Below are 23,543 nucleotides of genomic sequence, written 5' to 3' on the forward strand. Positions count from 1 at the left end.
CTGGCTCGATACCCGTGCGGTATCGCTGCCCACCCAATCGGTGTTGGCCTGCTCCCGCCCTGCCCCGACAGGATCAGCCGTATGAACGAACAGACAATCGCGCTGGTGACCGGCGCGAACAAGGGCATCGGGTACGAGATCGCGGCCGGTCTGGGCACCTTCGGCTGGCGGGTCGGGGTCGGCGCCCGGGACCAGGAGCGGCGCGAGACCGCCGTGGCGAAGCTGCGGGCGGCCGGCGTCGACGCGTTCGGCGTACCCCTCGACGTGACCGACGACGCGAGCGTGGCCGACGCCGCGGGGCTGATCGAGGACCGCGCCGGACGTCTCGACGTGCTCGTCAACAACGCCGGGATCACCGGCAGTGCGCCGCAGCTGCCCACCACGGCCGACGTGACGACGGTGCGGGCGGCCGTGGAGACCAACGTCATCGGCGTCATCCGCGTGACCAACGCGATGCTGCCGTTGCTGCGCCGCTCGTCGTCACCACGGATCGTGAACATGTCCAGCGTCGTCGGCTCACTCACCCGACAGACCACTCCCGGCACCGAAACCGGTCCGATCTCCGTCGCCTACGCACCGTCGAAGACGTTCCTCAACGCCCTCACCGTCCAGTACGCCAAGGAGCTCTGCGACACGAACATCCTGATCAACGCCGCCTGCCCCGGCTACTGCGCGACCGACCTCAACGGCTTTCGCGGCGTCCGCACCCCGGAACAGGGCGCGGCGATCGCGATCCGACTCGCGACCCTGCCCGACGACGGCCCGAGTGGAAGCTTCTTCGACGACGAGGGAGAGGTGCCGTGGTGACCTGAACGTCATGCGGGTGTGCCCGGAGGGCCGTTGCGGTGCGCCTGGAGGGCCGTTCCGGTGGCTTCGGTGAGGTGCTCGGGGCAGCGGCACACGCCTGGTCCGGGAGTTCCGGCGTGACCCGGCCCTCCCGGCCCATGGCCGGCTCGATGGGCGGCGGGTGACGCAGGTGGTGGGGCTGCCGAGCGGATCGCCGGGGGGAGGCTCTACTTGCCCCCAACTAGACTGCGGCCGCAAGTCAGCCGTGGCCAGGCCGTGTGCTACTGCCCGGCGCGCCGTGTCCCACATGGATCGTCGGTGATGGGTCGTCGGCGATAGGTCGTCGGGTCATCGTCCTGGACAACTGCCCGCGCATGGCACGAGAGGCACAGCAAGATGATGGACCGTGATGTCGTGGCGCTCGACGACCCGGTGGGCGCATCGCTCAGCGGCCCCCACGCGCATCTCGCCCGCCGGCTGGGCCGGGCCGTCACCTACCTGCCGGGAGTCGCGACCTTCTCTGCGGTACCTGCCGATGCGGGTGCGGCGGAGTGGGCCGACCTCGCCCGGCTGCTCGGCAGGGGCGAGTTCGCCGACCTGTTCAGCTGTCCGGCGACACCGCCGTCGGACTGGGAGCCGGTCTTCACCCTCGAAGGGCGCCAGATGATCTGGTCTGACAGCAGCCGAGCCGGTCAGCCTCCTGCTGAGCCCGACATCAATGTGGTGGAACTGGGCGCGGACAGCGTGCCCGAGATGCTCGATCTCGTCGAGCGGACTCGGCCGGGGCCGTTCCGGCCCCGCACCCATGAGCTCGGTGTCTATCTCGGCATCCGTGACGACGGAGCACTGGTGGCCATGGCCGGCGAACGGCTTCGGCCTCCGGGCTGGACCGAGATCAGCACCGTCTGCACCGACCCTGCAGCCCGCGGGCGAGGTTTCGCCGCTCATCTGGTCGGTGCGCTCGTCGCGCGCATCGTGGCTCGTGAGGAGCGGCCCTTCCTGCACGTGGCCGAGGCGAACAGCGGCGCGATCGCCCTCTATGAGCGGCTCGGCTTCGTGGCCCGCAAGCGGGTGACCTTTCGCGGGTTCCGGACCCCGTGACGGTGGCAGGCCGCGAGGGCGGCCGGGGCCGGAGGTTGGAGCCATGCGCATGATGTCGTGCCCGAGTATCCTCGATTCCGCGGGCATGCGAAACAGCGCTGGTACGCGCCATCATGCTGCTGTTTTTGTGGGCACGGAGGGGGCACTCGGTGGATGAACGGCCGTACAGCGGCACCGCTCCCGGCCCCGTGCCGGGAAACCAGGACGGAGGTTCGCCCGTGTTGAAGGCGATCGCAGATGTCATCCGAGCCATCGGTGGGGCAATCGCCACTGTCGTCACCCTGCCCTTCCGGGCTGTTGCCCGGCTGTTCGGTGGCGCCTCGGACACCGCGCGCGGCCATCACTGACCACCCCCGGATACGGCTGGTAGGCCCGTGAGAGCAGCGGGCTTGCCAGCGCGTATGCGTTGCCGCAGATCGGTCTCGAACGACGCCCACCGGCCCAGCGCGGTTCCTTCGTCAGAATGAGCAGGGCCGTGGAGAAGGTGATACGCATCCAGGGAGCCGTCGGCGGGGAGACCTCCCCCTGATCTTGCGTAGAAAACCGCGATAAACACCCATACGATGGGTATCACGCACCGACGTGCCGGACAGGCTCGTGCAGTCGGTGCGGAAGGGCGAGCGACCCCGGGACGGGATGCCTATGGATCAGGCCACCAGTCCGGCGCGGACCGTCATCCTGACCGTGGACGACGACCCGGGCGTCTCGCGAGCTGTCGCCCGCGATCTGCGGCGACGCTACGGTGCCTCGCACCGCATCGTGCGCGCGGAGTCCGGTGAGTCCGCCCTTGCCGCCTTGCGCGAGCTGAAGCTGCGCGGCGGCCCCGTCGCGGTGATCGTGGCCGACTACCGGATGCCGGAGATGAACGGCATCGAGTTCCTCGAGCAGGCTCTCGACATCTACCCCGATGCCCGGCGGGTGCTGCTGACCGCGTACGCGGACACCGACGCGGCCATCGACGCGATCAATGTCGTCGACCTCGACCACTACCTCCTCAAGCCCTGGGAACCGCCCGAGGAGAAGCTCTACCCCGTCCTCGACGATCTGCTGCAGGCCTGGCGGGCCACCGACCACCGGCCGGTGGCCGTCACCAAGGTCGTCGGGCACCGCTGGTCGGCGCGTTCGTCGGCCGTACGGGAGTTCCTGGCCCGCAACCAGGTGCCGTACCGCTGGTACTCGTCCGACGGTCCGGAGGGCCGGCGGCTGCTGTGCGCCGCGGGCGAGGAGGGCCTGCGGCTCCCGCTTGTGATCACTCCGGACGGCACGGCCCTCATCGAGCCCGAGGACCGGGAACTCGCCGCCCGGGTCGGCCTCGCGACGATTCCGGCGACGGACTTCTACGACCTCGTCGTCATCGGCGGCGGACCGGCCGGTCTGGGTGCGGCGGTGTACGGGGCCTCCGAGGGCCTGCGGACCGTCCTCGTGGAACGCTCCGCGACCGGAGGCCAGGCGGGCCAGAGTTCGCGCATCGAGAACTATCTCGGCTTTCCCGACGGGGTGTCCGGGGCACAGCTCACCGACCGGGCCCGGCGGCAGGCGACGAAGTTCGGCGCCGAGATACTGACCACGCGCGAAGTCACCGGGCTGGAGGTCAATGGCGCGTCGCGCGTCGTGCGGTTCTCGGACGGCTCCGCTGTGGCCGCGCACTCCGTGATCCTCGCGACCGGCGTGTCGTACCGGCAACTGGATGCGCCGCACGTGCCCGAGCTGACCGGCTGCGGAGTGTTCTACGGCTCGGCCCTGACCGAAGCGGCCGCATGCCAAGGGCACGACGTGTACATCGTCGGCGGCGCGAACTCCGCCGGTCAGGCCGCGATCTACCTGGCCCGGAGCGCCAAGTCGGTGACCGTGCTGGTGCGCAGATCGTCCTTGTCCACCTCGATGTCGCACTACCTCGTCCAGCAGGTCGACGAGACGCCCACGATCTCGGTGCGTACGCACACCGTCGTCGACGCCGCACACGGCTCGCATCAACTGGAACAGCTCACCCTGCGCGACACGACGACCGGCGACACCGAACTCGTCGACGCCCAGTGGATGTTCGTCTTCATCGGGGCGGCCCCGCTGACCGACTGGCTGGAGGGCACGGTGCTCCGGGACTCCCGCGGGTTCATCCTGACCGGGCCCGATCTGACCGCGGACGGGCGCCCGCCGGACGACTGGGAGTTGAACCGGCCGCCGTACCACCTGGAGACCAACGTCCCCGGCGTGTTCGTGGCGGGAGACGCCCGCGCCGAGTCCGCCAAGCGCGTCGCCTCCGCGGTGGGAGAGGGAGCCATGGCGGTCATGCTCGTCCACCGATACCTGGAGCAGTCATGAACGGCCGGCCGATGCCGTGCAGTCAGGAGGAACTGGGCTCGCTGTTCCTGTTCGAGAAGCTGGCCCCCGAACAGATCGCCCGGCTCTGCCGCGAAGGCCGTGTGGAGGAGTTCGAACCCGGGCCCGTGTACGGGGAGGGCGACGCGGCCACGTGCTTCTATGTGCTGCTCGAAGGGACGCTCGTACTCTCCCGCCGGATCGGGGACTACGACGTGGAGATCAACCGGAGCTCCAGCCGCGGGGTGTACGCGGGAGCCTTCCAGGCCTACCTGGGTGACCGCCTGCGCCAGGTGTACAACAGCTCCCTGCGCGTCATCGAGCCCACACGCTTCTTCGTGCTGCCCGCGGAGACGTTCGCCGCGGTCATGCGGGAGTGGTTTCCCATGGCCGTGCACCTGCTGGAAGGCCTCTTCTTCGGTGCCAAGAGCACCCAGGAGGCCGTCGGCCAGCGAGAACGGCTGCTCGCTCTCGGATCGCTGTCCGCCGGGCTGACCCATGAGCTGAACAATCCCGCCGCCGCGGCCGTGCGCGCCACGTCCGCGCTCCGCGAGCGTGTCGCCGGAATGCGCCACAAGCTCGGCATCCTCGCGGCGGGCTCGTACCGGCGCGACAGCCTGCAGACGCTCGTCGACGTCCAGGAGCGCACGGCCGAGCGCGTCGCCAAGGCCACCGACCTGAGCCCGCTGGAGGCCTCGGACCGGGAGGACGTGCTCTCCGACTGGCTGGACGACCACGGCATCGGCGACGGCTGGCAGCTCGCGCCGACCTTCGTCCAGGCCGGCCTGGACACCGAGTGGCTGGACCAGGTCGCCGCGGCGGTGGACAGCGACACCCTCGAAGGTGCCGTGCGGTGGCTCAACTACACCGTCGAGACCGAGCTGTTGATGAACGAGATCGAGGACTCGACCCACCGCGTCTCGGCCCTCGTCACCGCGGCCAAGCAGTACTCGCAACTCGACCGAGCGCCCCACCAGGTCGCGGACGTGCATGAACTGCTGGACAGCACCCTGCTGATGGTCTCCGCGAAGATCGGCCCGCACCTCACCGTCGTCAAGGACTACGACCGCAGCCTGCCGAAGATCCCGGCCTACCCCGGCGAGCTCAACCAGGTATGGACGAACCTGATCGACAACGCCGTCTCGGCGATGAACAGCACCGGCGCCGACGGCACGTTGACCATCCGCACCGCGCGCGACGGGGACCATCTGCTCGTCGAGTTCCGCGACACCGGTCCCGGAGTCCCCGAGGAGATCCGCGACCGCGTCTTCGACCCGTTCTTCACCACCAAACCGGTGGGTGAGGGGACAGGTCTCGGCCTGGACATCTCCTGGCGGATCGTCGCCAACAAGCACAACGGGGACCTGCGGTTCCGCTCCGTCCCCGGCGACACCCGCTTCCAAGTACGTCTGCCACTGGCCTCCGCCGCCCCCACTCCCCCACAGGAGCCGTCATGAGTTCCCCGAACGGAATCGACCCCTCGGTCCCACCCAGCGGACCCGGATGCACCGAGTGCGAAGCCGACGGGGGCTGGTGGTTCCACCTGCGACGCTGCGCACAGTGCGGCCACATCGGCTGTTGCGACGACTCGCCCGCCAAGCACGGGACGGCCCACGCGCGGGCCACCGGGCACCCGGTGATCCGCAGCTTCGAACCGGGCGAAACCTGGTTCTACGACTACGAGAGCTCGGAGATGTACGCCTCGGGCCCGCCGCTGGCTCCCCCGGAGAGCCACCCGGCCGATCAGCCCACCCCCGGCCCCGCGGGACGAGTCCCGGAGGACTGGGCCGACCGTCTGGGGTAGGCGGACCGCCGCGTCGAACAGCGGACCACGAGGACCCTCGGGACGTTCCCGCGCAACGTCCCGTCGCCGTGTCCGGCACGGCGCCCGCCTGGGCCGGCCGCCGTCACCTGGCGGCCCACATGGTCGCGTTGGCGGCAATCTGGAGCGGCACTTAGCGTGGAGGGGAAGGCGGTTCGCACTCATCGTCCGGTGGGCCCGCGCGGCCGGATCGCCCTCGACGTGGAGGTCCGGGATGGATTCTGTCTCCTTCCTGCTCGTGGCCGTGATCCTCACGGCGCTGGCCTTCGATTTCACCAACGGATTTCACGACACCGCCAACTCGATGGCCACCTCCATCGCCACCGGGGCGCTGAGCCCCCGGGTCGCCGTCGCCGTCGCGGGTCTGCTCAATCTGGCCGGAGCCTTCCTCTCCACGGAAGTGGCCAAGACGATCTCGGGCGGCATCGTGCTCGACAGCGAGGTCTCCCTGGTGATGATCTTCGCCGGGCTGATCGGTGCGATCCTGTGGAATCTGGTCACCTGGCTCCTCGGGCTTCCGTCCAGTTCCTCCCACGCGCTGTTCGGCGGGCTGATCGGCGCGGTGTGGGTGGGCGCCGGGGGATCCGCGGTGCGCTTCGGCGCGATCATCGAGAAGATCGTGATCCCGGCGGTGGCCTCGCCATTGGTGGCGTGCATGGTGGCGCTGCTGGCCACCTACCTCGCCTATGTGATCACCCGGAGAACCTCGCGTCGCGCCGTCGGGAAGGGCTTTCGCGCGGGCCAGATCGGGTCGGCGTCCCTGGTGGCACTGGCCCACGGCACCAACGATGCGCAGAAGACGATGGGCGTCATCACGCTCGCGCTCATCTCGGGCGGGGTGCTCAGCCATGGTGCGGGTCCACCCTGGTGGGTGGTGCTGAGCGCGGGCCTGGCGATCTCCCTGGGCACCTACACGGGCGGCTGGCGGATCATCCGGACCATGGGAAAGGGGCTCACCGATATCCAGTCCCCTCAGGGCTTCGCCGCCGAGACCAGCGCCACCGCGGTGATCCTCGCCTCCTCGCACATGGGGCTCGCGCTGTCGACCACCCAGGTGTGCACCGGCAGCATCCTCGGCGCGGGACTGGGCCGCCGGCTGGCCCACGTGCGCTGGGGAGTCGCCGGGCGGATCGCGGTGTCCTGGCTGCTGACGCTGCCGGCCGCGGCCGGCGTGGGAGGCGTGGCCGCGTGGGTGGCCGACCAGGGCGACCTGGGGGTGGCCCTGGTGGCGGGCGTCGCCATGGCCGCCGCGGCGGCTTTCTACGTCCTGTCGCGCCGCCGCCCGGTGAACCCGGAGAACGTCAACGAGGTGCCGGCGCCCGCGCCGGAGCCCACCGTCAAGCCGGTCGCCTGAGCCGGGCCGCTCGGCCGGGCCGCCGTTCAGAAGGGGAGAGGGAATGGACATCGACTGGGGCACTCTCGCCGGGGTCTTCGGCGTCAGCCTCGGGGTCACGGTGGTGGTGGTCGTGATGTTCTCGCTCGGCCTGGCCGCATGGGCCCGCGCCGGCCACGGGGAGCCCGCCGCCGAGGCGTCCGAGGGCCGGCACCACAAGGTGGCGACGACCACGGCTGTGCTGTGCTTCGCCTCCTGCCTCGCGGTCGCGGCGTACGGCATCGACCTGATCGTTCCCGGCTGACCCCGGCCCCGACCCATCGCCGTACGCGACTCCCCGCCGCGCGGCGGCGCGTCCTGCCTCAGATGGCTTCGCGGATGGCCCGCTCGAAGCCCTCGACGTGCTGGCGGGCGAGCCGGGCCGCCTTCGCGGGGTCGCCCGCGACGATCGCCTCGATCAACGGTCCGTGCTCTTCGACATGGCCGGCCATATCGGACATGCGCTCCACGAACAGGCACCAGATGCGGGTGGCCAGGTTGTCGTGGCGGACGAGGGTGTCCTCCAGGTACGGGTTGTGTGTGGCGGCGTAGATGGCGCGGTGGACCTGGAGGTCCAGGCGCATGAGTGCGTCGGCGTCGCGCTGACGGGCATCCACGCTCTCCAGCTCGCGCCGTACGGCCGCCAGGTTCGCGCGGTCCGCGGCCGTGGCGCGCCGTGCGGCCTGGGCGGCGGCCAACGGCTCCAGCTCCTGGCGCACCTCGGAGATATGGGCCAGGTCGGTGATGTTGACCTCGGTGGCGAAGGTGCCGCGCCGGGGGAAGGTCGTGATCAGCCGCTCGTACTGGAGCCGCTTGAGCGCCTCGCGCACCGGCGTCCGTCCGACATCGAGGGACTGTGCCAGCTGGTCCTCGTTGATCGGCGCGCCCGGGCGGATTTCGAGCATGACGAGCCGGTCGCGGATGGCGCGGTAGGCGCGCTCGGCGAGGGAGAGTTCCTCGCCTCTGGGCTCGGTCGCCACGTGCTGCATCAGGCCCCCTTGACTTGTTCGGCAAGCTCCCATACCTTACCGCACAGTCTGATATATCAGTTGCTCATTAGTTGGCTCTCAGAAGGGTGCGCCGATGGCAACGAACCCGTCGATCACCGCGGTCGCCTCTCCCCTCTCCCTCCCGCTGAGCGCGATCGACCCGGATGTCGCCTCCGCGGTGGACGCGGAGCTTCACCGTCAGCAGTCGACCCTCGAGATGATCGCCTCGGAGAACTTCGCCCCGGCCGCCGTCATGGAGGCCCAGGGCTCGGTACTGACCAACAAGTACGCCGAGGGCTACCCGGGCCGCCGCTACTACGGCGGCTGCGAGCACGTCGACGTCATCGAGCAGTTGGCCGTCGACCGGGTGAAGGAACTGTTCGGCGCCGAGGCCGCGAACGTGCAGCCGCACTCGGGCGCCCAGGCCAACGCGGCCGCGATGTTCGCTTTGCTCGAGCCCGGTGACACGGTCCTCGGCCTCGACCTGGCGCACGGCGGTCACCTGACCCACGGCATGCGCCTCAACTACTCCGGCCGGCTGTACCACGTCGTGCCGTACCACGTGCGCGAGTCCGATCTGCGCATCGACATGGACGAGGTCGAGCGGCTCGCCCTCGCGCACCGGCCCAAGATGATCGTCGCCGGCTGGTCTGCCCACCCCCGCCGGCTGGACTTCGCCGCGTTCCGGCGGATCGCCGACGAGGTGGGGGCGTATCTGATGGTGGACATGGCGCACTTCGCCGGCCTGGTGGCCGCGGGCCTCCACCCCAACCCGGTGCCGTACGCCGACGTCGTGACGACCACCACGCACAAGACCCTCGGCGGCCCGCGCGGCGGTGTGATCCTCAGCCGCGCCGGCCTGGCCAAGAAGATCAACTCTGCGGTCTTCCCGGGCCAGCAGGGCGGTCCGCTGGAGCACGTCATCGCGGCGAAAGCGGTGTCCTTCAAGGTGGCGGCGGGCGAGGAATTCCAGGAGCGCCAGCAGCGCACCCTCGACGGCGCCCGGATCCTCGCCGGACGGCTGCTGGCCGACGATGTGGCCGAGGCCGGGATCACGGTGCTGACCGGCGGCACCGAAGTCCACCTGGTCCTCGTCGACCTGCGGAACTCCGCTCTCGACGGACAGCAGGCCGAGGACCGCCTGCACCGCATCGGCATCACCGTCAACCGCAACGCGGTGCCGTTCGACCCGCGCCCGCCGATGGTCTCCTCGGGGCTGCGGATCGGCACCCCGGCCCTGGCCACCCGGGGCTTCGGGGCCGGGGAGTTCCGCGAGGTCGCCGACATCATCGCGCTCGCCCTCAAGGACGAACTCACCGACGAGCGCGCCACCGTGCTGCGCGGCCGTGTCACCGCGCTGGCCGAGAAGTTCCCCCTCTACGCCGACCGGAACGGATGCGCCGGATGACCACCACGCCTCTCCCCGAACACCCCGACTGGCTCTGGCGCAACCCCGAGCCGCGCTCCTCGTACGACGTCGTCATCATCGGCGGTGGCGGTCACGGCCTGGCCACCGCCTACTACCTCGCCAAGCACCACGGCATCACCAATGTCGCCGTCCTGGAGAAGGGCTGGCTGGCCGGCGGCAACATGGCGCGCAACACCACGATCATCCGCTCCAACTACCTGTGGGACGAGAGCGCCGCGATGTACGAGCGCGCGCTCAAGCTGTGGGAGCAGCTGCCGGAAGAGCTGGACTACGACTTCCTGTTCAGCCAGCGCGGCGTGCTCAACCTCGCGCACACCCTGCAGGACGTCCGCGAGGGCGTGCGCCGGGTCAACGCCAACCGCCTCAACGGCGTCGACGCCGAATGGCTCGCACCGGACGAGGTCGCCGAGGTCTGCCCGATCCTCAACGTCTCGGCCGACACCCGGTACCCGGTCCTCGGCGGCACCTACCAGCCGCGGGCCGGCATCGCCAAGCACGACCACGTCGCCTGGGCGCTCGCCCGCCGGGCCGACGAGATGGGCGTCGACCTGATCCAGGGGTGCGAGGTCACCGGCTTCCTCAAGGACGGTGACCGGGTCGTCGGCGTCGAGACCAGCCGCGGCCGCATTCTCGCCGGGCGGGTCGGCCTCGCCGCCGCCGGGCACAGCAGTGTGCTGGCCCAGCGGGCGGGCTTCCGGCTGCCGGTGCAGTCCCACCCCCTCCAGGCGCTGGTCTCCGAACTGCACGAGCCGGTGCACCCCACCGTGGTGATGTCCAACCACGTGCACGTCTACGTCTCCCAGGCACACAAGGGCGAGCTGGTGATGGGCGCGGGCGTCGACGCGTACAACGGGTACGGACAGCGTGGCTCCTTTCATGTGATCGAGCACCAGATGGCGGCCGCCGTCGAGCTCTTCCCGGTCTTCGCGCGCGCCCACGTGCTGCGCACCTGGGGCGGCATCGTCGACGTCACGCCCGACGCGTCCCCCATCATCGGCACCACGCCGATCGAGAACCTCTACGTCAACTGCGGCTGGGGCACCGGCGGTTTCAAGGCCACCCCGGCCGCCGGCCTGACCTTCGCCCACACCATCGCCACCGGCGAACCGCATCCGCTCAACGCCCCCTTCGCCCTCGAACGCTTCACCACGGGCGCCCTGGTCGACGAACACGGCGCCGCGGCCGTGGCGCACTGACAGCCCCGCCGAGAGCCCGATCAGAGCCCGTCGAGAGCCTGCTGAGAGAAGGACACCGTGCTGCTCATCACCTGCCCATGGTGCGGTCCGCGTGACGAGACCGAATACCACTACGGAGGACAGGCCCACGTGCCGTACCCCGAGACCCCGGCGGACCTCGACGACCGGCAATGGGCCGAGTACGTCTTCTACCGCGACAACCCCAAGGGCCACTTCGCCGAGCGGTGGATGCACGGACTCGGCTGCCGCCGTTGGTTCAACGTCCTGCGCGACACCGTCAGTTACGACGTTCTCGCCGTCTACCGGCTCGACGAACCCCGCCCCGAGCTGCCCGCCCCGCACGCTCCCCACCAGACCGCGGAAACGGCCGGAGGGAACCGATGACCGACCAGACCCACCGGCTGCCGCACGCCGGCCGCGTCGACCGCACCACCACCCTGCGCTTCACCGTCGACGGCCGCGAGCTGACCGGCCACCCCGGTGACACCGTCGCCTCCGCGATGCTCGCCAACGGCATCACCGAGGTCGCGCCGTCCCTCTACCGCGGCCGCCCGCGCGGCATCGTCGCCGCCGGTGTCGAGGAGCCCAACGCGCTGCTGCAGATCGCCGGCCCGTGCTCGGAAGGAATGCTGCCGGCCACCGTTGTGGAGCTGTCCGACGGGCTGTCCGCGACGACCTTGTCCGGGATGGGCCGGCTCGACCCGGCCCCCGACTCCGCCGTCTACGACAAGAAGTACGTCCACACCGACGTCCTGGTCGTCGGCGCCGGACCGGCCGGGCTCGCGGCCGCCGCCGCTGCCGCCGACTCCGGCGCCCGCGTGATCCTCGTCGACGACCAGCCCGAGCCCGGCGGTTCTCTGCTCTCCGGACGCACCGAGACGGTCGGCGCGCAGCCCGCCCTCGCATGGGTCGCCGACATCCGCGCGGCGCTCGACGCCGCTCCCGAGGCCACCGTCCTGAGGCGCACCACGGCGTTCGGTTCGTACGACGACAACTACGTGCTGGCCCTGCAGCGGCGCACCGACCACCTCGGAGCCGACGCCCCCGCGCCGTCCGAAGGCATCTCGCGCCAGCGGCTGTGGCACATCCGCGCCCGCCAGGTGGTCCTGGCGACCGGCGCGCACGAGCGTCCGCTGGTCTTCGCCGGCAACGACCGGCCCGGGGTGATGCTCGCCGCGGCCGTGCGCGCGTACCTCAACCGATACGGCGTGGCTCCGGGCTCGCGGGCCGTGGTGGGCACGACCAACGACAGCGCCTATGACACGGTCGCCGATCTCCACCACGCCGGGATCGACATCGCCGCCGTCGTGGACGCGCGGCCCGTATTGTCCCACCGGGCCGCCGAGGTCGCCGAGGCGACCGGGGTGCGGGTGCTGACGGGCAGTGCGGTGGTCGACACCGCGGGCGCCGGCCGGCTCGCCGGCGTCACCGTCCAGGCCCTCGACGACCGTGGTCGGCTCACCGGTGACCCGGAGTCGCTCGACTGCGACCTGCTCGCCGTCTCGGGCGGCTGGAGCCCGGTCGTGCACCTGCACAGCCAGCGCCAGGGGCGGCTGCGCTGGGACGAGAACCTGGTCGCCTTCGTCCCCGACGGCAGCGTTCGCCACCAGCACGTCGTCGGCGCGGGCCGTGGGACGTACGACCTCGACTGCTGTCTGGCCGAAGGGGCGCTGGCCGGTGCGCGGGCCGCGACGGACGCCGGGTTCCCGGTGCCCGTGCCCGCACCGCAGTCCGGCGAAGCGCGGCCCGGGGACGGAGCGGGCCCGGTGCGCGCACTGTGGCTGGTGCCCGCCCCCGACGACCGCTCCGACAGCGGCTCCGACGGCAGTGGCGACGGCGACCCCGGTACATGGGACACCCACTTCGTCGACCTGCAGCGCGACGTCACCGTCGCCGACGTCCGGCGGTCCACCGGCGCCGGTATGCGCGGTGTCGAGCACGTGAAGCGCTACACCTCGCTCGGCACGGCCAATGACCAGGGCAAGACGTCCGGTGTCAACGCGATCGGGGTGATCGCCGAGGCCCTCGGCGCGGGCGCCTCCCCCGGAGACATCGGCACCACGGCCTACCGGGCGCCGTACACGCCGGTGGCGTTCACCGCCCTGGCCGGACGTGAGCGCGGCGAGCTGTTCGATCCGGAGCGGACCACGTCCCTCCACGACTGGCACCTCGCGCACGGGGCGGAGTTCGAGGACGTCGGACAGTGGAAGCGCCCCCGGTACTACCCCCTGGCCGGTGAGGACATGGACACGGCCGTGGCCCGTGAGTGCCGCGCGGCACGCGAGGGAGTGGCGTTCATGGACGCCTCGACCCTCGGCAAGATCGAGATCTGGGGCGCGGACGCCGGCGAGTTCCTCAACCGCATCTACACCAACGCCTTCAAGAAGCTCAAGCCCGGCATGGCCCGCTACGGCGTCATGTGCAAGCCCGACGGCATGATCTTCGACGACGGCGTGACCCTGCGCCTCGACGAGAACCGCTACTTCATGACCACCACCACCGGCGGCGCCGCCGGGGTCCTGGACTGGCTGGAGGAGTGGCTGCAGACCGAGTGGCCCGAACTCGACGTCCACTGCACCTCGGTGACCGAGCAGTGGTCGACGATCGCCGTCGTCGGCCCCCGCTCCCGCGAGGTCGTCGCCCAACTCGCGCCCGACGTCGATCTGTCCGCCGAGGCGTTCCCCTTCATGGCCTTCCGCGAGACCACCCTGGCCTCCGGTGTCCCGGCCCGCATCTGCCGGATCTCCTTCTCCGGCGAACTCGCCTACGAAATCAATGTCTCCGCGTGGTACGGCCTGGCGGTCTGGGAGGAGGTGGACGCGATCGGCCGCCCGTACGACATCACCCCGTACGGCACCGAGACCATGCACGTACTGCGGGCCGAGAAGGGTTACCTCATCGTCGGCCAGGACACCGACGGCACCGTCACCCCGCAGGACGCGGGCATGTCCTGGGTGGTCTCGAAGCAGAAGGACTTCATCGGAAAGCGGTCCTACTCCCGCGCCGACACCTCCCGCCCTGACCGCAAGCACCTGGTCGGCCTGCTGCCCGGCGACCGCACGACCCGGCTGCCCGAAGGCACCCAGCTCGTCGCGCCGGACGTGCCCCTCACCCCCGAAGCCGGGCCGGTGCCGATGCTCGGTCACGTCACCTCCAGTTATCACAGCCAGGCGCTGGGCCGCCCGTTCGCCCTCGCCCTGGTCACCGCCGGCCGGGACCGCGTCGGCGACACGCTCCTCGCCCCCGTCGGCGACGCCCTCGTACCCGTCCAGGTCACCGAACCCGTCCTCTACGACCCCGAAGGGACCAAGCGAGATGGCTGAGCCGACGACCGACGCAGGCGCGGGTCCGGTAGCACTGCGCAGAAGCCCCCTGGCACATCTGACGGAGCGGATGCGCGCCGCCGCCGTCCCGGGCGCGCGCGGCGTCACGCTGACCGAGTGGCCGTTCCTCACCATGGTGAATGTGCGTGTCGACCCCGCTTCCGAAGCGGCCGCCCGCATCGCGAAGACCCTGGGGGCCCCGCTCCCGCGCCAGTGCGGACACACCACAGCAGCCGGCCCCCATACGGCCGTCTGGCTGGGCCCCGACGAGTGGCTCGTGATCTCCCAGGCCGACGCGACCGCCGTGGCCGCCGAGTTGCGGGAGGCGCTCGGAGGAGACCCGGGCTCAGTGGTGGACGTCTCGGCGAACCGCACCACGCTGGAGCTGAGCGGCCCGGCCGCCCGGCAGGTGCTGGAGAAGGGCTGCCCGCTGGACCTGCACCCCCGGGCCTTCGGGCCCGGCCAGGCGGTGTCGACCACGGTCGGCCCGGTCGCGGTCCTGCTCTGGCAGGTCGCCGGCGCCCCGACGTACCGCCTGTTCCCGCGGTCCTCGTTCGCCGACTACCTGGCGCGCTGGCTCGTCGACGCGATGCGCGAGTACCGCGGCCCGGAGGTCCCCTGATGGCACTCGGCGCATGCGGCGTCCCGGCTTCCGCCACATCTCCCGCCCCCTCGCCGGCCGACCCTGCCACGGCGCCGGTCGACCGCATACTCACCCTCGACTGCCCCGAGGCGCCCGGCATCGTCCATGCCGTCTCGCGGTTCCTGGTCGAGCACGGCAGCGACATCATCGACAACCAGCAGTTCGGCGACCGCCGTGACGGCCACTTCTTCATGCGGGTGCACTTCGCCGCCCTCGGCGGCGAGAACACCACGGAGACCCTGCGGCGGGACTTCGCCGCGGTGGCCGCTCCCTTCGCCATGCGGTGGCACCTCGAACCGGTGAGTACCCGGCGACGGGTGCTGGTGATGGTGTCCCGCTACGGCCACTGCCTCAACGACCTGCTCTTCCGTACCCGCAGCGGCGACCTGCCCATCGACGTGGTCGCAGTGGTCTCCAACCACCCCGACCACGAGGAACTCGTCGCCTGGCACGGCATCCCGTTCTTCCACCTGCCGGTCACCGCCACGACCAAACCCGAGGCGGAAGCCCGACTCCTGGAGATCATCGACTCGTTCGACGTCGACCTGGTCGTGCTGGCCCGCTACATGCAGGTGCTCTCCGACGACCTGTGCAACCGGCTGGCCGGCCAGGCGATCAACATCCACCATTCGTTCCTGCCGAGCTTCAAGGGCGCCAAGCCCTACCACCAGGCACACGACCGCGGCGTCAAACTCGTCGGCGCGACGGCCCACTACGTCACCGCCGACCTCGACGAAGGCCCGATCATCGCCCAGGAGGTCATCGGCGTCGACCACAGCCACACCCCCGACGACCTGGCCGCCATCGGCCGCGACGCGGAGTCGGCAGCCCTGGCCCGAGCGGTCCGGTGGCACTGCGAGGGCCGGGTGTTCGTCCAGGGCAGACGCACGGTGGTCCTGCGCTGACGGTCGGACGCCGCCTCCCTCGGAGCACGCGGGTACGCGACGGTGCCGGCACGGGCGCGCGCCCGGCTCCGCCACGGCCTGCCTGAGGCGACGGCGTATGGCTTCGGCCGGGTTGCCACTGCGGTGCCCTCGGCCGGGGCGGAGCCAGGGGCCCGGGAACGATCTCGCCTCGCCACAGCCGGGCAGGGTGGGCAGGGCCACGTCGCTCCGGGCGGATGGATAGCCTGGGTCCGTCAGCAAAGATCACACAAGGGCGGAGCACATGGCAGACATCATGGAGACGGCGGCGCGGAAGGTCTTCGAGCGCTACGACATCGATGGGGACGGCCTGGTCACCGCGGACGAATACCGGAAGGTCGTGGCGGAGCTGGAGGGCTCGGAGATCACCGAGTCGCAGGCCCAGGAGCTGATCGACTCGCTCGACACCGACGGCGACCGCCAGATGTCCTTCGAGGAGTTCTGGGCGGCCATGAAGGGCTGACTCTGCCGGGTCCGGCACGTGAGCGTGCCGCAGGCAGTGCGGCTCCTTCCCGTCATCCTCCCCGGGCTGTCCAGTAGCCGGGGAGGGTGGTTGAGCCGGCCGGACACACCAGTGCGCGCAGCCCCCGGAGCGTCATGACCTTCATGACCCCGGGGGCTGTGCGCTGCCTGTCCGCCGGTGGAGTGCCTGCCGACCGAACGGCTTTCGCGCAGTGACAGCGGTGACGAACTCGCGCTCGACGAACCGCCCGAGGCTGATCGACTGCACGGCGTCGGCGTCAGGGCTCCCGATCAGATGGCCGGCACCGGACCACCACGGTCTCTCTTCCCGGCCCGGCCTCCCGTATCAGGCCGAGAAATCGAACTCGGCCCGCAGCCGACCCTCGGTGCCCCGGCCCCCGTCGCTCCAGTAGAGGGCCTTGTACTCCGCGCCCTTCTTCAGGTTCACGCCGATCAGGGTCGAGCCGTGCGGGCCGCAGTGGGCGTTGCCACAGGCCCAGTCCCACGTGACGCGCTTGCCGTTGCCGTCCTGGATCTCGATCCAGTCCCAACCGTCGTACGGATCCCGCCCCGAGGGCGTCATCCACGTGACGCTGACCCCCTTGACGTGGGACTGGTACCACCAGCCCCTGAACTGCCCCGGCGACACATCGCTGATCAGGATGCCGGTGTTGAGCTTCCCCCGCTCCGTTCCAGGGTCCCCTGGGCGCCCGTGCCGTGCCGTCGGCGGCTGCCAGTGCCTACGCACCGAGTCGGTTTTCGGAGCCGCCTGCACCGCGGCCGTCGTCGACTCCCCCGAGCCCTGCGACGCCGCGGACGCCGTCCCCAGCGCCACCACGGACACACTCGAGAGCACCCCGGCCATGACCGCGGCCCGCCGCCGGGGCGTGTTGATCCCGGCGCATAAGGACGAAATCCTGCCCCAGCCTCGCGTGCGGAACAACATGCGTACTCCACCTCGCCGTTGATCGGTGATCGATGCGCCATAAATACTAGGGACCGGCGATCAACGTCCCTTTGACGACCGCTCAACGCGAACCTTCACGCATGCGAGGCGCGAGACCGAGGTGCCTTCGACGGTGGAGGGCGCAGCCGGGGTCTCCTCCCGCTCTCCCGTTCCGCACGTCACGGTTGCATAATACAGCGATCCGGACATCAACGTGCGGGGCGCTGGCGCCATCTCACCTCACAGCAACGACATGAGGAGTTCACGATGCTGCACAAGCGCTTACGCCTGATCGCCGTGCCGGTCGCGGCCGTCGCCCTGCCCCTGACCCTTGCCGGTTTCCAGGCCGGCGCGGCCGCCGCGCCGGCCCCGGGCGGCGCGGCACATGCAGGCAAGACCGCCGCGGCCAAGGCCCCGTGCCTGGCCGATGCCACGACGCTGGTCGGCGACCTCGACGGCGACGGCCACCCGGACAAGATCAGCAACCCCGGCCTCACCGGCACCAGAATGACGATTCAGTGGGGAGCCGCGAACGGCTCGTTCGGCACCAAGCACGCCGTCAGTGCCCTCCTCGGCGCGAAGAAGGGGGAGGTCGCGACGGCCGCGGTCGCCGACTTCCAGCGCGACGGCACCCTGGACATGGTCGTCAACCTCGTCACGCCGGCCGACGGGGACGACCCCTCGACGGCGCGCGTCGCGGAGTACCGCCCCGGTCCGCTCAAGCGGGCGAACCTGTCCTCCGCCAAGTCCCGGCACTCCGACATCGGCGACCTGGGCGAGGCGCAGCAGCTTCGCATCGCCAACTACGGCGACGACGCGTACCCCGACCTTGCGATCCTCAACAACCGCGGTGACGGGCAGCTGGACCGGGACGTGCGCCTGACGAAGCCGGGCAGCGGTCCGGGGAAGTACGACTACGAACTGCAGGTCAAGTACGGCGCGTTCGGATCCACCTCGCAGCCGCCGTCCATGCCCGGCGACGGCTGGAAGCACTTCTACAAGCCCTGCTCCTGACCCCACTCGGGCGCCGACGGTCCTCCGGGACACCGTCGGCGCCCGGAACCGGAGCAAGCCTGAACATGCGGGTGGTGCAGGCGCCGCCCTCGGCCCCCGGTCCGCCCCGTGGCTTCCCCCAAGATCCGCAAGAACCGCCCCTATCCGGCCGGGCTCCACATCGCGGGCAACTTCCACTGGTCCGCACGATGACCCGACGTCCACTCACCTGGCGTCCGCTCACCCGACGCCCACTCAGCAGGACCTTTTGACCGGTGCCGGGTCCGATGACGCGATGGCCGGGCGAGTGCGGGCGCCGTGTCAGCGGACGACGTCGAACACGTTCTTCTGCAGGCCGTTGGCGTATGCCTCGTGCTCGACCAGCTTCAGCTTCTGGGTGTCCTTGTCCGTGGCGCTGAACAAGCGCTTGCCCGCGCCGAGCAGGAGCGGGAACACCAGCAGGTGGTAGCGGTCGATCAGACCGGCGTCCGAGAGGCTCTGGTTCAGGGCGGCGCTGCCGTGGACGATGATCGGGCCGCCCGCCGTCTCCTTCAGGGCGGCGACTTCGTCGAGCGAGCGCAGGATCGTCGTCTCGCCCCAATGTGTCACCAGGTCGTCCTCGGTGAGGGTGGTGGAGACGACGTACTTCGGCATCGCCTTGGAGCCGGCGAAGTCCTCCATGTCCGGCCACACCGGGCTGAACGCCTCGTAGCTGGTCCGGCCCATCAGCATCGCCGTGGCTTCCTTCTGCTCCCGGCCCTTGATGTCAAACGCCTCGGGGAGGAACTCGATGCCCTTGAACGTCCAGCCGGCACCGGTGATGCGGGATCTTGATGTAGCCGGGCTCAGTGATCTCCCGGGCTCAGTGATCTCAACGAAACGGCCTGGGGCCTGTCCGGCGGTCGCGCCGTCGTCGCACGTTCTCGTGAGGTGGTCAGGGTGCTGGACGGCGTGATCGGTGTCGCTCTACGGTCGTCTGATGCCCTTACTCGCCCCGGTGCTGCCGCCCGGCTACCGTTCACGCCCTGCGACTGCCGACGACATCGGTACGATTCACACGTTGGTAGCGGCCTGTGAGAGAGCACTGTACGGCCGGGTGCAGACCGATGCCGGGGCTGTTGCCGCTGTCTTCGCTCGCCCCGGACTCGTCCCGGAGTCGGACACCGTACTGGTCCACGACCGGTGCGGCCGGCCGGCCGCGTGGGCCTGGGAGGATCGGCGCTCCGAGGTCGACGTGCACCCGGACCATCGTGGCCGCGGCCTGGGTGCTGCGCTCCTGGACTGGGCCGGGGACCGGGGCCTCCAGGCGGGCCGTGAGGGCATCGTGCAGACAGTCCCTGACGGCGACGTCGGCGCCGTTGCCCTGCTGCGCTCACGCGGGTACGCCCCGCTCGTGACGGCCTGGCTGCTGGAGTACTCCATGCCGGACGAACCGGTGGTGCCCGCACCACCATCCGGCATCGTGGTCCGGCCGCTGCGTCCCGGCGACGAGCCCGCCACGCATGTGCTGGTGATGGACGCATTCGATGAGTGGCAGGAGCGGCGCCAGTCTTATGCGGAGTGGGCGAAGCACATCATCGACCGGCCCACTTTCGCGCCCGCCCTTTCGCCGCTCGCCTTCGACGACGGTCACCTGGTCGGTGCCGCACTGTCATTGGACCTGCCCGAGAGGGACGAAGGCTATATCGAACAGGTCGCGGTGCGCCACGACCACCGGGGCCTGGGCATCGCGCGACTCCTGCTGCGCCATACGTTCCTCGCCTTCTACCGGGCAGGCCGACGTTCCTGCACACTCTGGACGCACTCGGACACCGGAGCACTCGACCTGTACCTGAAGGTGGGCATGACGGTCCGGCACAGCTCCACGGTCTTCCGCATCGATCTGCGGTCCCAGGGGGCTTCTCCGGCGGATCGATAAATGCCTCGACATCGGTCGCGGTGATCGGGGACGCTTCGCGCGATGACCAGAATCGACGACACGCCGCCCGCGTGGGACGAGCGCACCCAGCTCACCACGTTTCTCGACTATGCACGTGACACCGCCCGCGCCAAGTGCGACGGCGTCTCTGCGGAGAACGCCCGCAAGGCGCTCCTGCCGTGCTCACCGCTGATGACCATGAGCGGAGTGATCAACCACCTCCGCTGGGTCGAGTACTACTGGTTCCAGGTGGTCTTCCTCGGCGAGGAAGACCAGGGCCCTTGGACCGAGGAGGACCCCGACCGCGAGATGCGTATCGCCGTCGACTTCCCGCTCACGCAGTTGCTCGACGAATACGCCGAACAGAGCGCCCGCTACCGCGAACTGGTCGCCGGGAACGGCCTGGACAAGCAGGCCCGGCGAGCCGTCCGCGACGGCCTCCACGTCGACCTGCGCTGGATCCTGCTCCACCTCACCGAGGAGACGGCCCGCCACAACGGCCACCTGGACATCCTGCGCGAGATGCTCGACGGCATGACCGGCGACTAGATCCGGCGAGGATCATGGGCGCAGCCGGAGTCGGCTCGAGGCGATGGTGACAGTGCCGATGCCAGCTCAAAAAATGGCGCGACATCGCTACCCGCTACGACAAGCACCCCGACCGCTACCTCGCCGCGATCACCCTCGTCTGACTCGACCAGTGATCGACAAGACGCTCCCTAGCGCGCAGGCTCGCTCTCGTAAGGGCCGCCCCGGAAATACAGGGCCCCATAGTGCTGAGGACGGTCGCCACGCGCATACGCGGCATCGGACCGATCATCGGGGGCTTGCCGCTTGGCGAGAACGCGTAGCGTCTCCAGGCCGGCCAGGACGTCGGAGCGATGGGCTGAGCTCTTCATCCACCGTGGCAGCCGCGGGATCATCGCCCTCGTCGGACTCGCCCCGTGCTCGCGCATCGTGGCACCGACATAGTCCGACAGCTCGGTGACGTGATCTTCGTTGTACGCCCACAGGATCTGACCGGCACAGCGGGTCTGCAGCCACAGAGGCCGTCGGAAAAACGGGTCTTCCGTGCCACCAGGATTCGCCGCGACCAGTCCGGCACCCCGCACTTCAGGCTGCCAATCGGCGACGGCGCCACACCCCCGGCAAGCCAGTCGACGTGGCAGGAACAGCAGCTCACTGAAGTACTTGGGCTCAGGGAGGCCAGGTCGGGGAAGGACCAGTGCGCAGCCACCACAGCACGGACAGACCACGAGCAGGTGGCCGGTGAACTGGACCAGCCATCCTCCCCGGTCATAGTGGCGCGCGGGACCGCCGCTCGGTTCAGCTTCCATGGCGCACACCATCGCAGGTCAGTCGTATCGTCCGCGACCGGGTTCTCGAACAAGCCCCCACGGGTGCATTCCTGCAGGTCTAGGAGTCCTTGCTCACGGGCAGCTGCACGTCGGGCCTGCCGCGCAGGGGGATCAGCGATCGCCGATGAGGACGCTGCGGATGTTGCGGACGATCTACACCGCCGGGCGAACGGTCCTCTGCCGTGACGCGTAGTAGCCGAGCCGTAGTCGGCGTCGGCCGCGCCCCAGAACCGGCGAACCGGGTGCACAGCGCAGAAATATCGGACTCATCATCTAGGCTCGGGTAAATGACACTGTCCATGGGAGAACGAGAGCGCTTTCTGGCGGAACCTCATATCGGTGCACTGTCGGTGATCGAACGGCCGGACCGCGCACCGCTCACGGTTCCCATCTGGTACCACTACACGCCTGGCGGCGAACTGTGGGTGCGTACCGGGCCTGATTCTCGGAAGGCGCGAGCGATTCGGGCTGCGGGACGTTTCAGCCTGATGGTGCAGCGAACCGAGCCGACGGTGCGTTATGTGTCGGTGGAGGGACCGGTGACCAGAACGGCGCCGGACAGCCGCGAGCGGTCCTGGGAGATGGCTGCGCGGTACCTTCCGGAGGACAAGGTCGCCGACTTCGTCGCCTACGACCAGACCCACCTCGGCGAGCACCTCCTCCTCTACATGCAGCCAGAACACTGGGTGTCGGCCGACCTGGGAGCCTTCTGACGAAGGATCCGCCACGCGGCGCCCCCACCCGGCCCGCCAAGGGACCAGAGCTCATGGACCGTCCGAGCCTTCGGTGTGAAGGCATCCGAGCCTGCCGGGACCAGCCTCGTCGGCGGAGCCGTTGCGAGGGCGTTGCGTTGCCCCTGAAGCGGGCGCCCATGCCGGTGTCCCTTCAGGATGTCGTCGGCTTGACCTGGTGGCTTCAGATCGCTTCGTCGGCGGCGGCCGGCGGTGCCTGGATGGGGGTCGGGGCCGCGAGGGTGGCAACAGCGACGGGTGCCTTGCCGGCCAGTCGCGTTCCGCCCTCCCGCGGCTTGTTCGCGAACACCCACCGGTTGCCCTCCAGCGCGTCGTTCTGCTCGGGCAGCGGTCCGCGGCCGTGCCGGCGGGTGAAGTCGAAGGGGGTGTGAACCGACGTGGACCAGCCCTTGCCCTCCAGATCACCTACGGAGTCGGGCCGCGGCTCTCCGTCGAACAGGTTGAGCAGGTCGATGCCGATCTGGTGTTGCGTCGAGGTGTAGAGCGGGCTGTCACGGTATTTCAGCAAGTCCTTTTCGAGCTTGACCTCGTACGCCAGCGCGCTTCCCCCCGTGCTCAACCTGTCCACCGTGTCCATGAGGTGCCTCTCGACGGCGTGGGGCAGGTAGAACAGCAGCCCCTCGGCCAGCCACACGCTCGGTGCGGCCATGTCGAAACCGGCGTCGGTCAGCGCCCCGACCCAGTCGGCACGCAGATCGGTCGGGACAGGTACACGCGCTGCCTTCGGGGCGGCCGACAGCCCGTCGAGCACCTTGTGCTTGAACTCCAGCACGTCTTCCCTGTCGATCTCGAAGATCACGCAGCCGGGAGGCCAGTCGAGTCGGTACGCCCGCGTATCCAACCCTGCCCCGAGCAGGACCACTTGGCAGGCGCCTGCGTGTGTCGACCGGAGGAGAAAGTCGTCGAGGACCCTCGTGCGTAGACCGAAGTAACGCGCGAATCGCCCCCACAGCGGGTTCGCGTCCCCGTCCGGTACCTGTTGTATGCGGACCGGCCAGTCCGCGGACGCCGGTGCGGCGAGCACGAAGTGCTCTGCGTAGACGTCCCGTGCCAGGCTGTCGTGGCGATGGGTCTCGATCGCCCGTGCCGCGGCGACCAGGAGAGCGGTCAGGCCGACGCCCCCTTCCACGCCTTCCACGCCTTCCACGCCTTCCACGCCTTCCACGCCTTCCACGCCTTCCACGTCAGTGTTCCGATGCTCCGTGCTGACCATG

At 70.1% G+C, this 23,543-nt stretch carries 23 protein-coding genes and 1 pseudogene; 19 read left to right on the forward strand and 5 right to left on the reverse strand.

Annotated features, from left to right (window positions below; translation table 11 throughout):
* The first annotated feature begins 81 nt into the window (after positions 1-81).
* The 8 genes from Scani_RS19165 to Scani_RS19195 all read left to right on the forward strand — a co-directional run bounded on the left by Scani_RS19165 (position 82) and on the right by Scani_RS19195 (position 7,662).
* On the forward strand, positions 82-807 hold the full coding sequence (locus Scani_RS19165; RefSeq protein WP_159477815.1) for an SDR family oxidoreductase: 726 nt from the start codon (positions 82-84) through the stop codon (positions 805-807).
* 375 nt (positions 808-1,182) lie between these two features.
* The gene (locus Scani_RS19170) at positions 1,183-1,887 is read left to right on the forward strand and encodes a GNAT family N-acetyltransferase (RefSeq protein WP_159477818.1); all 705 of its coding nucleotides are present in this window, start codon (positions 1,183-1,185) and stop codon (positions 1,885-1,887) included.
* Positions 1,888-2,105: 218 nt separating this feature from the next.
* On the forward strand, positions 2,106-2,234 hold the full coding sequence (locus Scani_RS41790; RefSeq protein WP_281391960.1) for an LPFR motif small protein: 129 nt from the start codon (positions 2,106-2,108) through the stop codon (positions 2,232-2,234).
* A gap of 295 nt (positions 2,235-2,529) precedes the next feature.
* Entirely contained in the window at positions 2,530-4,206 is a 1,677-nt protein-coding gene (locus Scani_RS19175) for an NAD(P)/FAD-dependent oxidoreductase (RefSeq protein ID WP_159477821.1), read from the forward strand.
* Complete coding sequence (locus Scani_RS19180) at positions 4,203-5,660, forward strand: ATP-binding protein (protein WP_159477824.1); 1,458 nt, start codon at positions 4,203-4,205, stop codon at positions 5,658-5,660. The genes Scani_RS19175 and Scani_RS19180 overlap by 4 nt, the downstream gene beginning before the upstream one ends.
* The gene (locus Scani_RS19185; protein WP_159477827.1) at positions 5,657-6,007 is read left to right on the forward strand and encodes a UBP-type zinc finger domain-containing protein; all 351 of its coding nucleotides are present in this window, start codon (positions 5,657-5,659) and stop codon (positions 6,005-6,007) included. The genes Scani_RS19180 and Scani_RS19185 overlap by 4 nt, the downstream gene beginning before the upstream one ends.
* 232 nt (positions 6,008-6,239) lie before the next feature.
* The gene (locus Scani_RS19190; protein WP_159477830.1) at positions 6,240-7,379 is read left to right on the forward strand and encodes an inorganic phosphate transporter; all 1,140 of its coding nucleotides are present in this window, start codon (positions 6,240-6,242) and stop codon (positions 7,377-7,379) included.
* A gap of 43 nt (positions 7,380-7,422) precedes the next feature.
* Positions 7,423-7,662 (forward strand): hypothetical protein, encoded by a 240-nt coding sequence (locus tag Scani_RS19195; RefSeq protein ID WP_159477833.1) that lies wholly within the window; start codon positions 7,423-7,425, stop codon positions 7,660-7,662.
* 58 nt (positions 7,663-7,720) lie between these two features.
* Here Scani_RS19195 and Scani_RS19200 read toward each other — a convergent pair whose 3' ends face one another.
* Positions 7,721-8,386 (reverse strand): GntR family transcriptional regulator, encoded by a 666-nt coding sequence (locus Scani_RS19200; RefSeq protein ID WP_159477836.1) that lies wholly within the window; start codon positions 8,384-8,386, stop codon positions 7,721-7,723.
* Between the two features lie 94 nt (positions 8,387-8,480).
* On the opposite strand from Scani_RS19200, the gene glyA reads away from it, so the two are divergent.
* From glyA to Scani_RS19235, 7 genes are all read left to right on the forward strand, one after another.
* Positions 8,481-9,794 carry a serine hydroxymethyltransferase gene (glyA, locus tag Scani_RS19205; RefSeq protein ID WP_159477839.1) on the forward strand — a complete coding sequence of 438 codons (1,314 nt, stop codon included), beginning with the start codon at positions 8,481-8,483 and terminating at the stop codon, positions 9,792-9,794.
* Positions 9,791-11,011, forward strand: coding sequence for a sarcosine oxidase subunit beta family protein (locus tag Scani_RS19210; protein ID WP_159477842.1), 1,221 nt, complete (start codon positions 9,791-9,793; stop codon positions 11,009-11,011). The genes glyA and Scani_RS19210 overlap by 4 nt, the downstream gene beginning before the upstream one ends.
* 57 nt (positions 11,012-11,068) lie before the next feature.
* Positions 11,069-11,395, forward strand: coding sequence for a sarcosine oxidase subunit delta (locus Scani_RS19215; protein ID WP_159477845.1), 327 nt, complete (start codon positions 11,069-11,071; stop codon positions 11,393-11,395).
* Entirely contained in the window at positions 11,392-14,334 is a 2,943-nt protein-coding gene (locus Scani_RS19220; RefSeq protein WP_159477848.1) for a sarcosine oxidase subunit alpha family protein, read from the forward strand. The genes Scani_RS19215 and Scani_RS19220 overlap by 4 nt, the downstream gene beginning before the upstream one ends.
* Complete coding sequence (locus tag Scani_RS19225) at positions 14,327-14,956, forward strand: sarcosine oxidase subunit gamma (protein WP_159477851.1); 630 nt, start codon at positions 14,327-14,329, stop codon at positions 14,954-14,956. Before Scani_RS19220 ends, Scani_RS19225 begins: the two co-directional genes overlap by 8 nt.
* Positions 14,956-15,882, forward strand: a complete 927-nt coding sequence (gene purU, locus Scani_RS19230) for a formyltetrahydrofolate deformylase (RefSeq protein WP_159477854.1) — start codon at positions 14,956-14,958, stop codon at positions 15,880-15,882. The genes Scani_RS19225 and purU overlap by 1 nt, the downstream gene beginning before the upstream one ends.
* Positions 15,883-16,144: 262 nt before the next feature.
* A complete protein-coding gene (locus Scani_RS19235) occupies positions 16,145-16,363 on the forward strand; it encodes an EF-hand domain-containing protein (protein WP_159477858.1) in 219 nt (72 codons plus the stop codon).
* 345 nt (positions 16,364-16,708) lie between these two features.
* On the opposite strand, the gene Scani_RS19240 is transcribed toward Scani_RS19235, so the two are convergent.
* A complete protein-coding gene (locus Scani_RS19240) occupies positions 16,709-17,308 on the reverse strand; it encodes a hypothetical protein (RefSeq protein WP_246296015.1) in 600 nt (199 codons plus the stop codon).
* A 267-nt stretch (positions 17,309-17,575) separates the two neighbouring features.
* Between Scani_RS19240 and Scani_RS19245 the strand changes: the two genes are divergently transcribed.
* Positions 17,576-18,322, forward strand: coding sequence for an FG-GAP repeat domain-containing protein (locus Scani_RS19245; protein WP_159477861.1), 747 nt, complete (start codon positions 17,576-17,578; stop codon positions 18,320-18,322).
* 300 nt (positions 18,323-18,622) lie between these two features.
* Here the strand turns inward: Scani_RS19245 and Scani_RS19250 are convergent.
* Positions 18,623-19,114, reverse strand: a pseudogene (locus Scani_RS19250) (dihydrofolate reductase family protein); the annotation flags it as partial.
* Between the two features lie 283 nt (positions 19,115-19,397).
* On the opposite strand from Scani_RS19250, the gene Scani_RS19255 reads away from it, so the two are divergent.
* Together Scani_RS19255 and Scani_RS19260 are read left to right on the forward strand one after the other, a co-directional pair.
* On the forward strand, positions 19,398-20,219 hold the full coding sequence (locus tag Scani_RS19255) for a GNAT family N-acetyltransferase (protein WP_246296016.1): 822 nt from the start codon (positions 19,398-19,400) through the stop codon (positions 20,217-20,219).
* A gap of 42 nt (positions 20,220-20,261) precedes the next feature.
* Complete coding sequence (locus tag Scani_RS19260) at positions 20,262-20,768, forward strand: DinB family protein (protein WP_159477867.1); 507 nt, start codon at positions 20,262-20,264, stop codon at positions 20,766-20,768.
* Between the two features lie 170 nt (positions 20,769-20,938).
* Here the strand turns inward: Scani_RS19260 and Scani_RS19265 are convergent, their stop codons facing one another.
* Positions 20,939-21,556, reverse strand: a complete 618-nt coding sequence (locus Scani_RS19265) for a hypothetical protein (protein ID WP_159477870.1) — start codon at positions 21,554-21,556, stop codon at positions 20,939-20,941.
* A gap of 308 nt (positions 21,557-21,864) precedes the next feature.
* Here Scani_RS19265 and Scani_RS19270 point away from each other — a divergent pair, with 308 nt between their 5' ends.
* Complete coding sequence (locus Scani_RS19270) at positions 21,865-22,290, forward strand: pyridoxamine 5'-phosphate oxidase family protein (RefSeq protein WP_159477873.1); 426 nt, start codon at positions 21,865-21,867, stop codon at positions 22,288-22,290.
* A 202-nt stretch (positions 22,291-22,492) separates the two neighbouring features.
* Here the strand turns inward: Scani_RS19270 and Scani_RS19275 are convergent, their stop codons facing one another.
* The gene (locus Scani_RS19275; protein WP_159477876.1) at positions 22,493-23,542 is read right to left on the reverse strand and encodes a class I SAM-dependent methyltransferase; all 1,050 of its coding nucleotides are present in this window, start codon (positions 23,540-23,542) and stop codon (positions 22,493-22,495) included.
* Position 23,543: the final 1 nt, after the last annotated feature.

Origin of the sequence: Streptomyces caniferus (genome assembly GCF_009811555.1) — a bacterium.
In the GTDB taxonomy this organism is placed as follows: domain Bacteria; phylum Actinomycetota; class Actinomycetes; order Streptomycetales; family Streptomycetaceae; genus Streptomyces; species Streptomyces caniferus.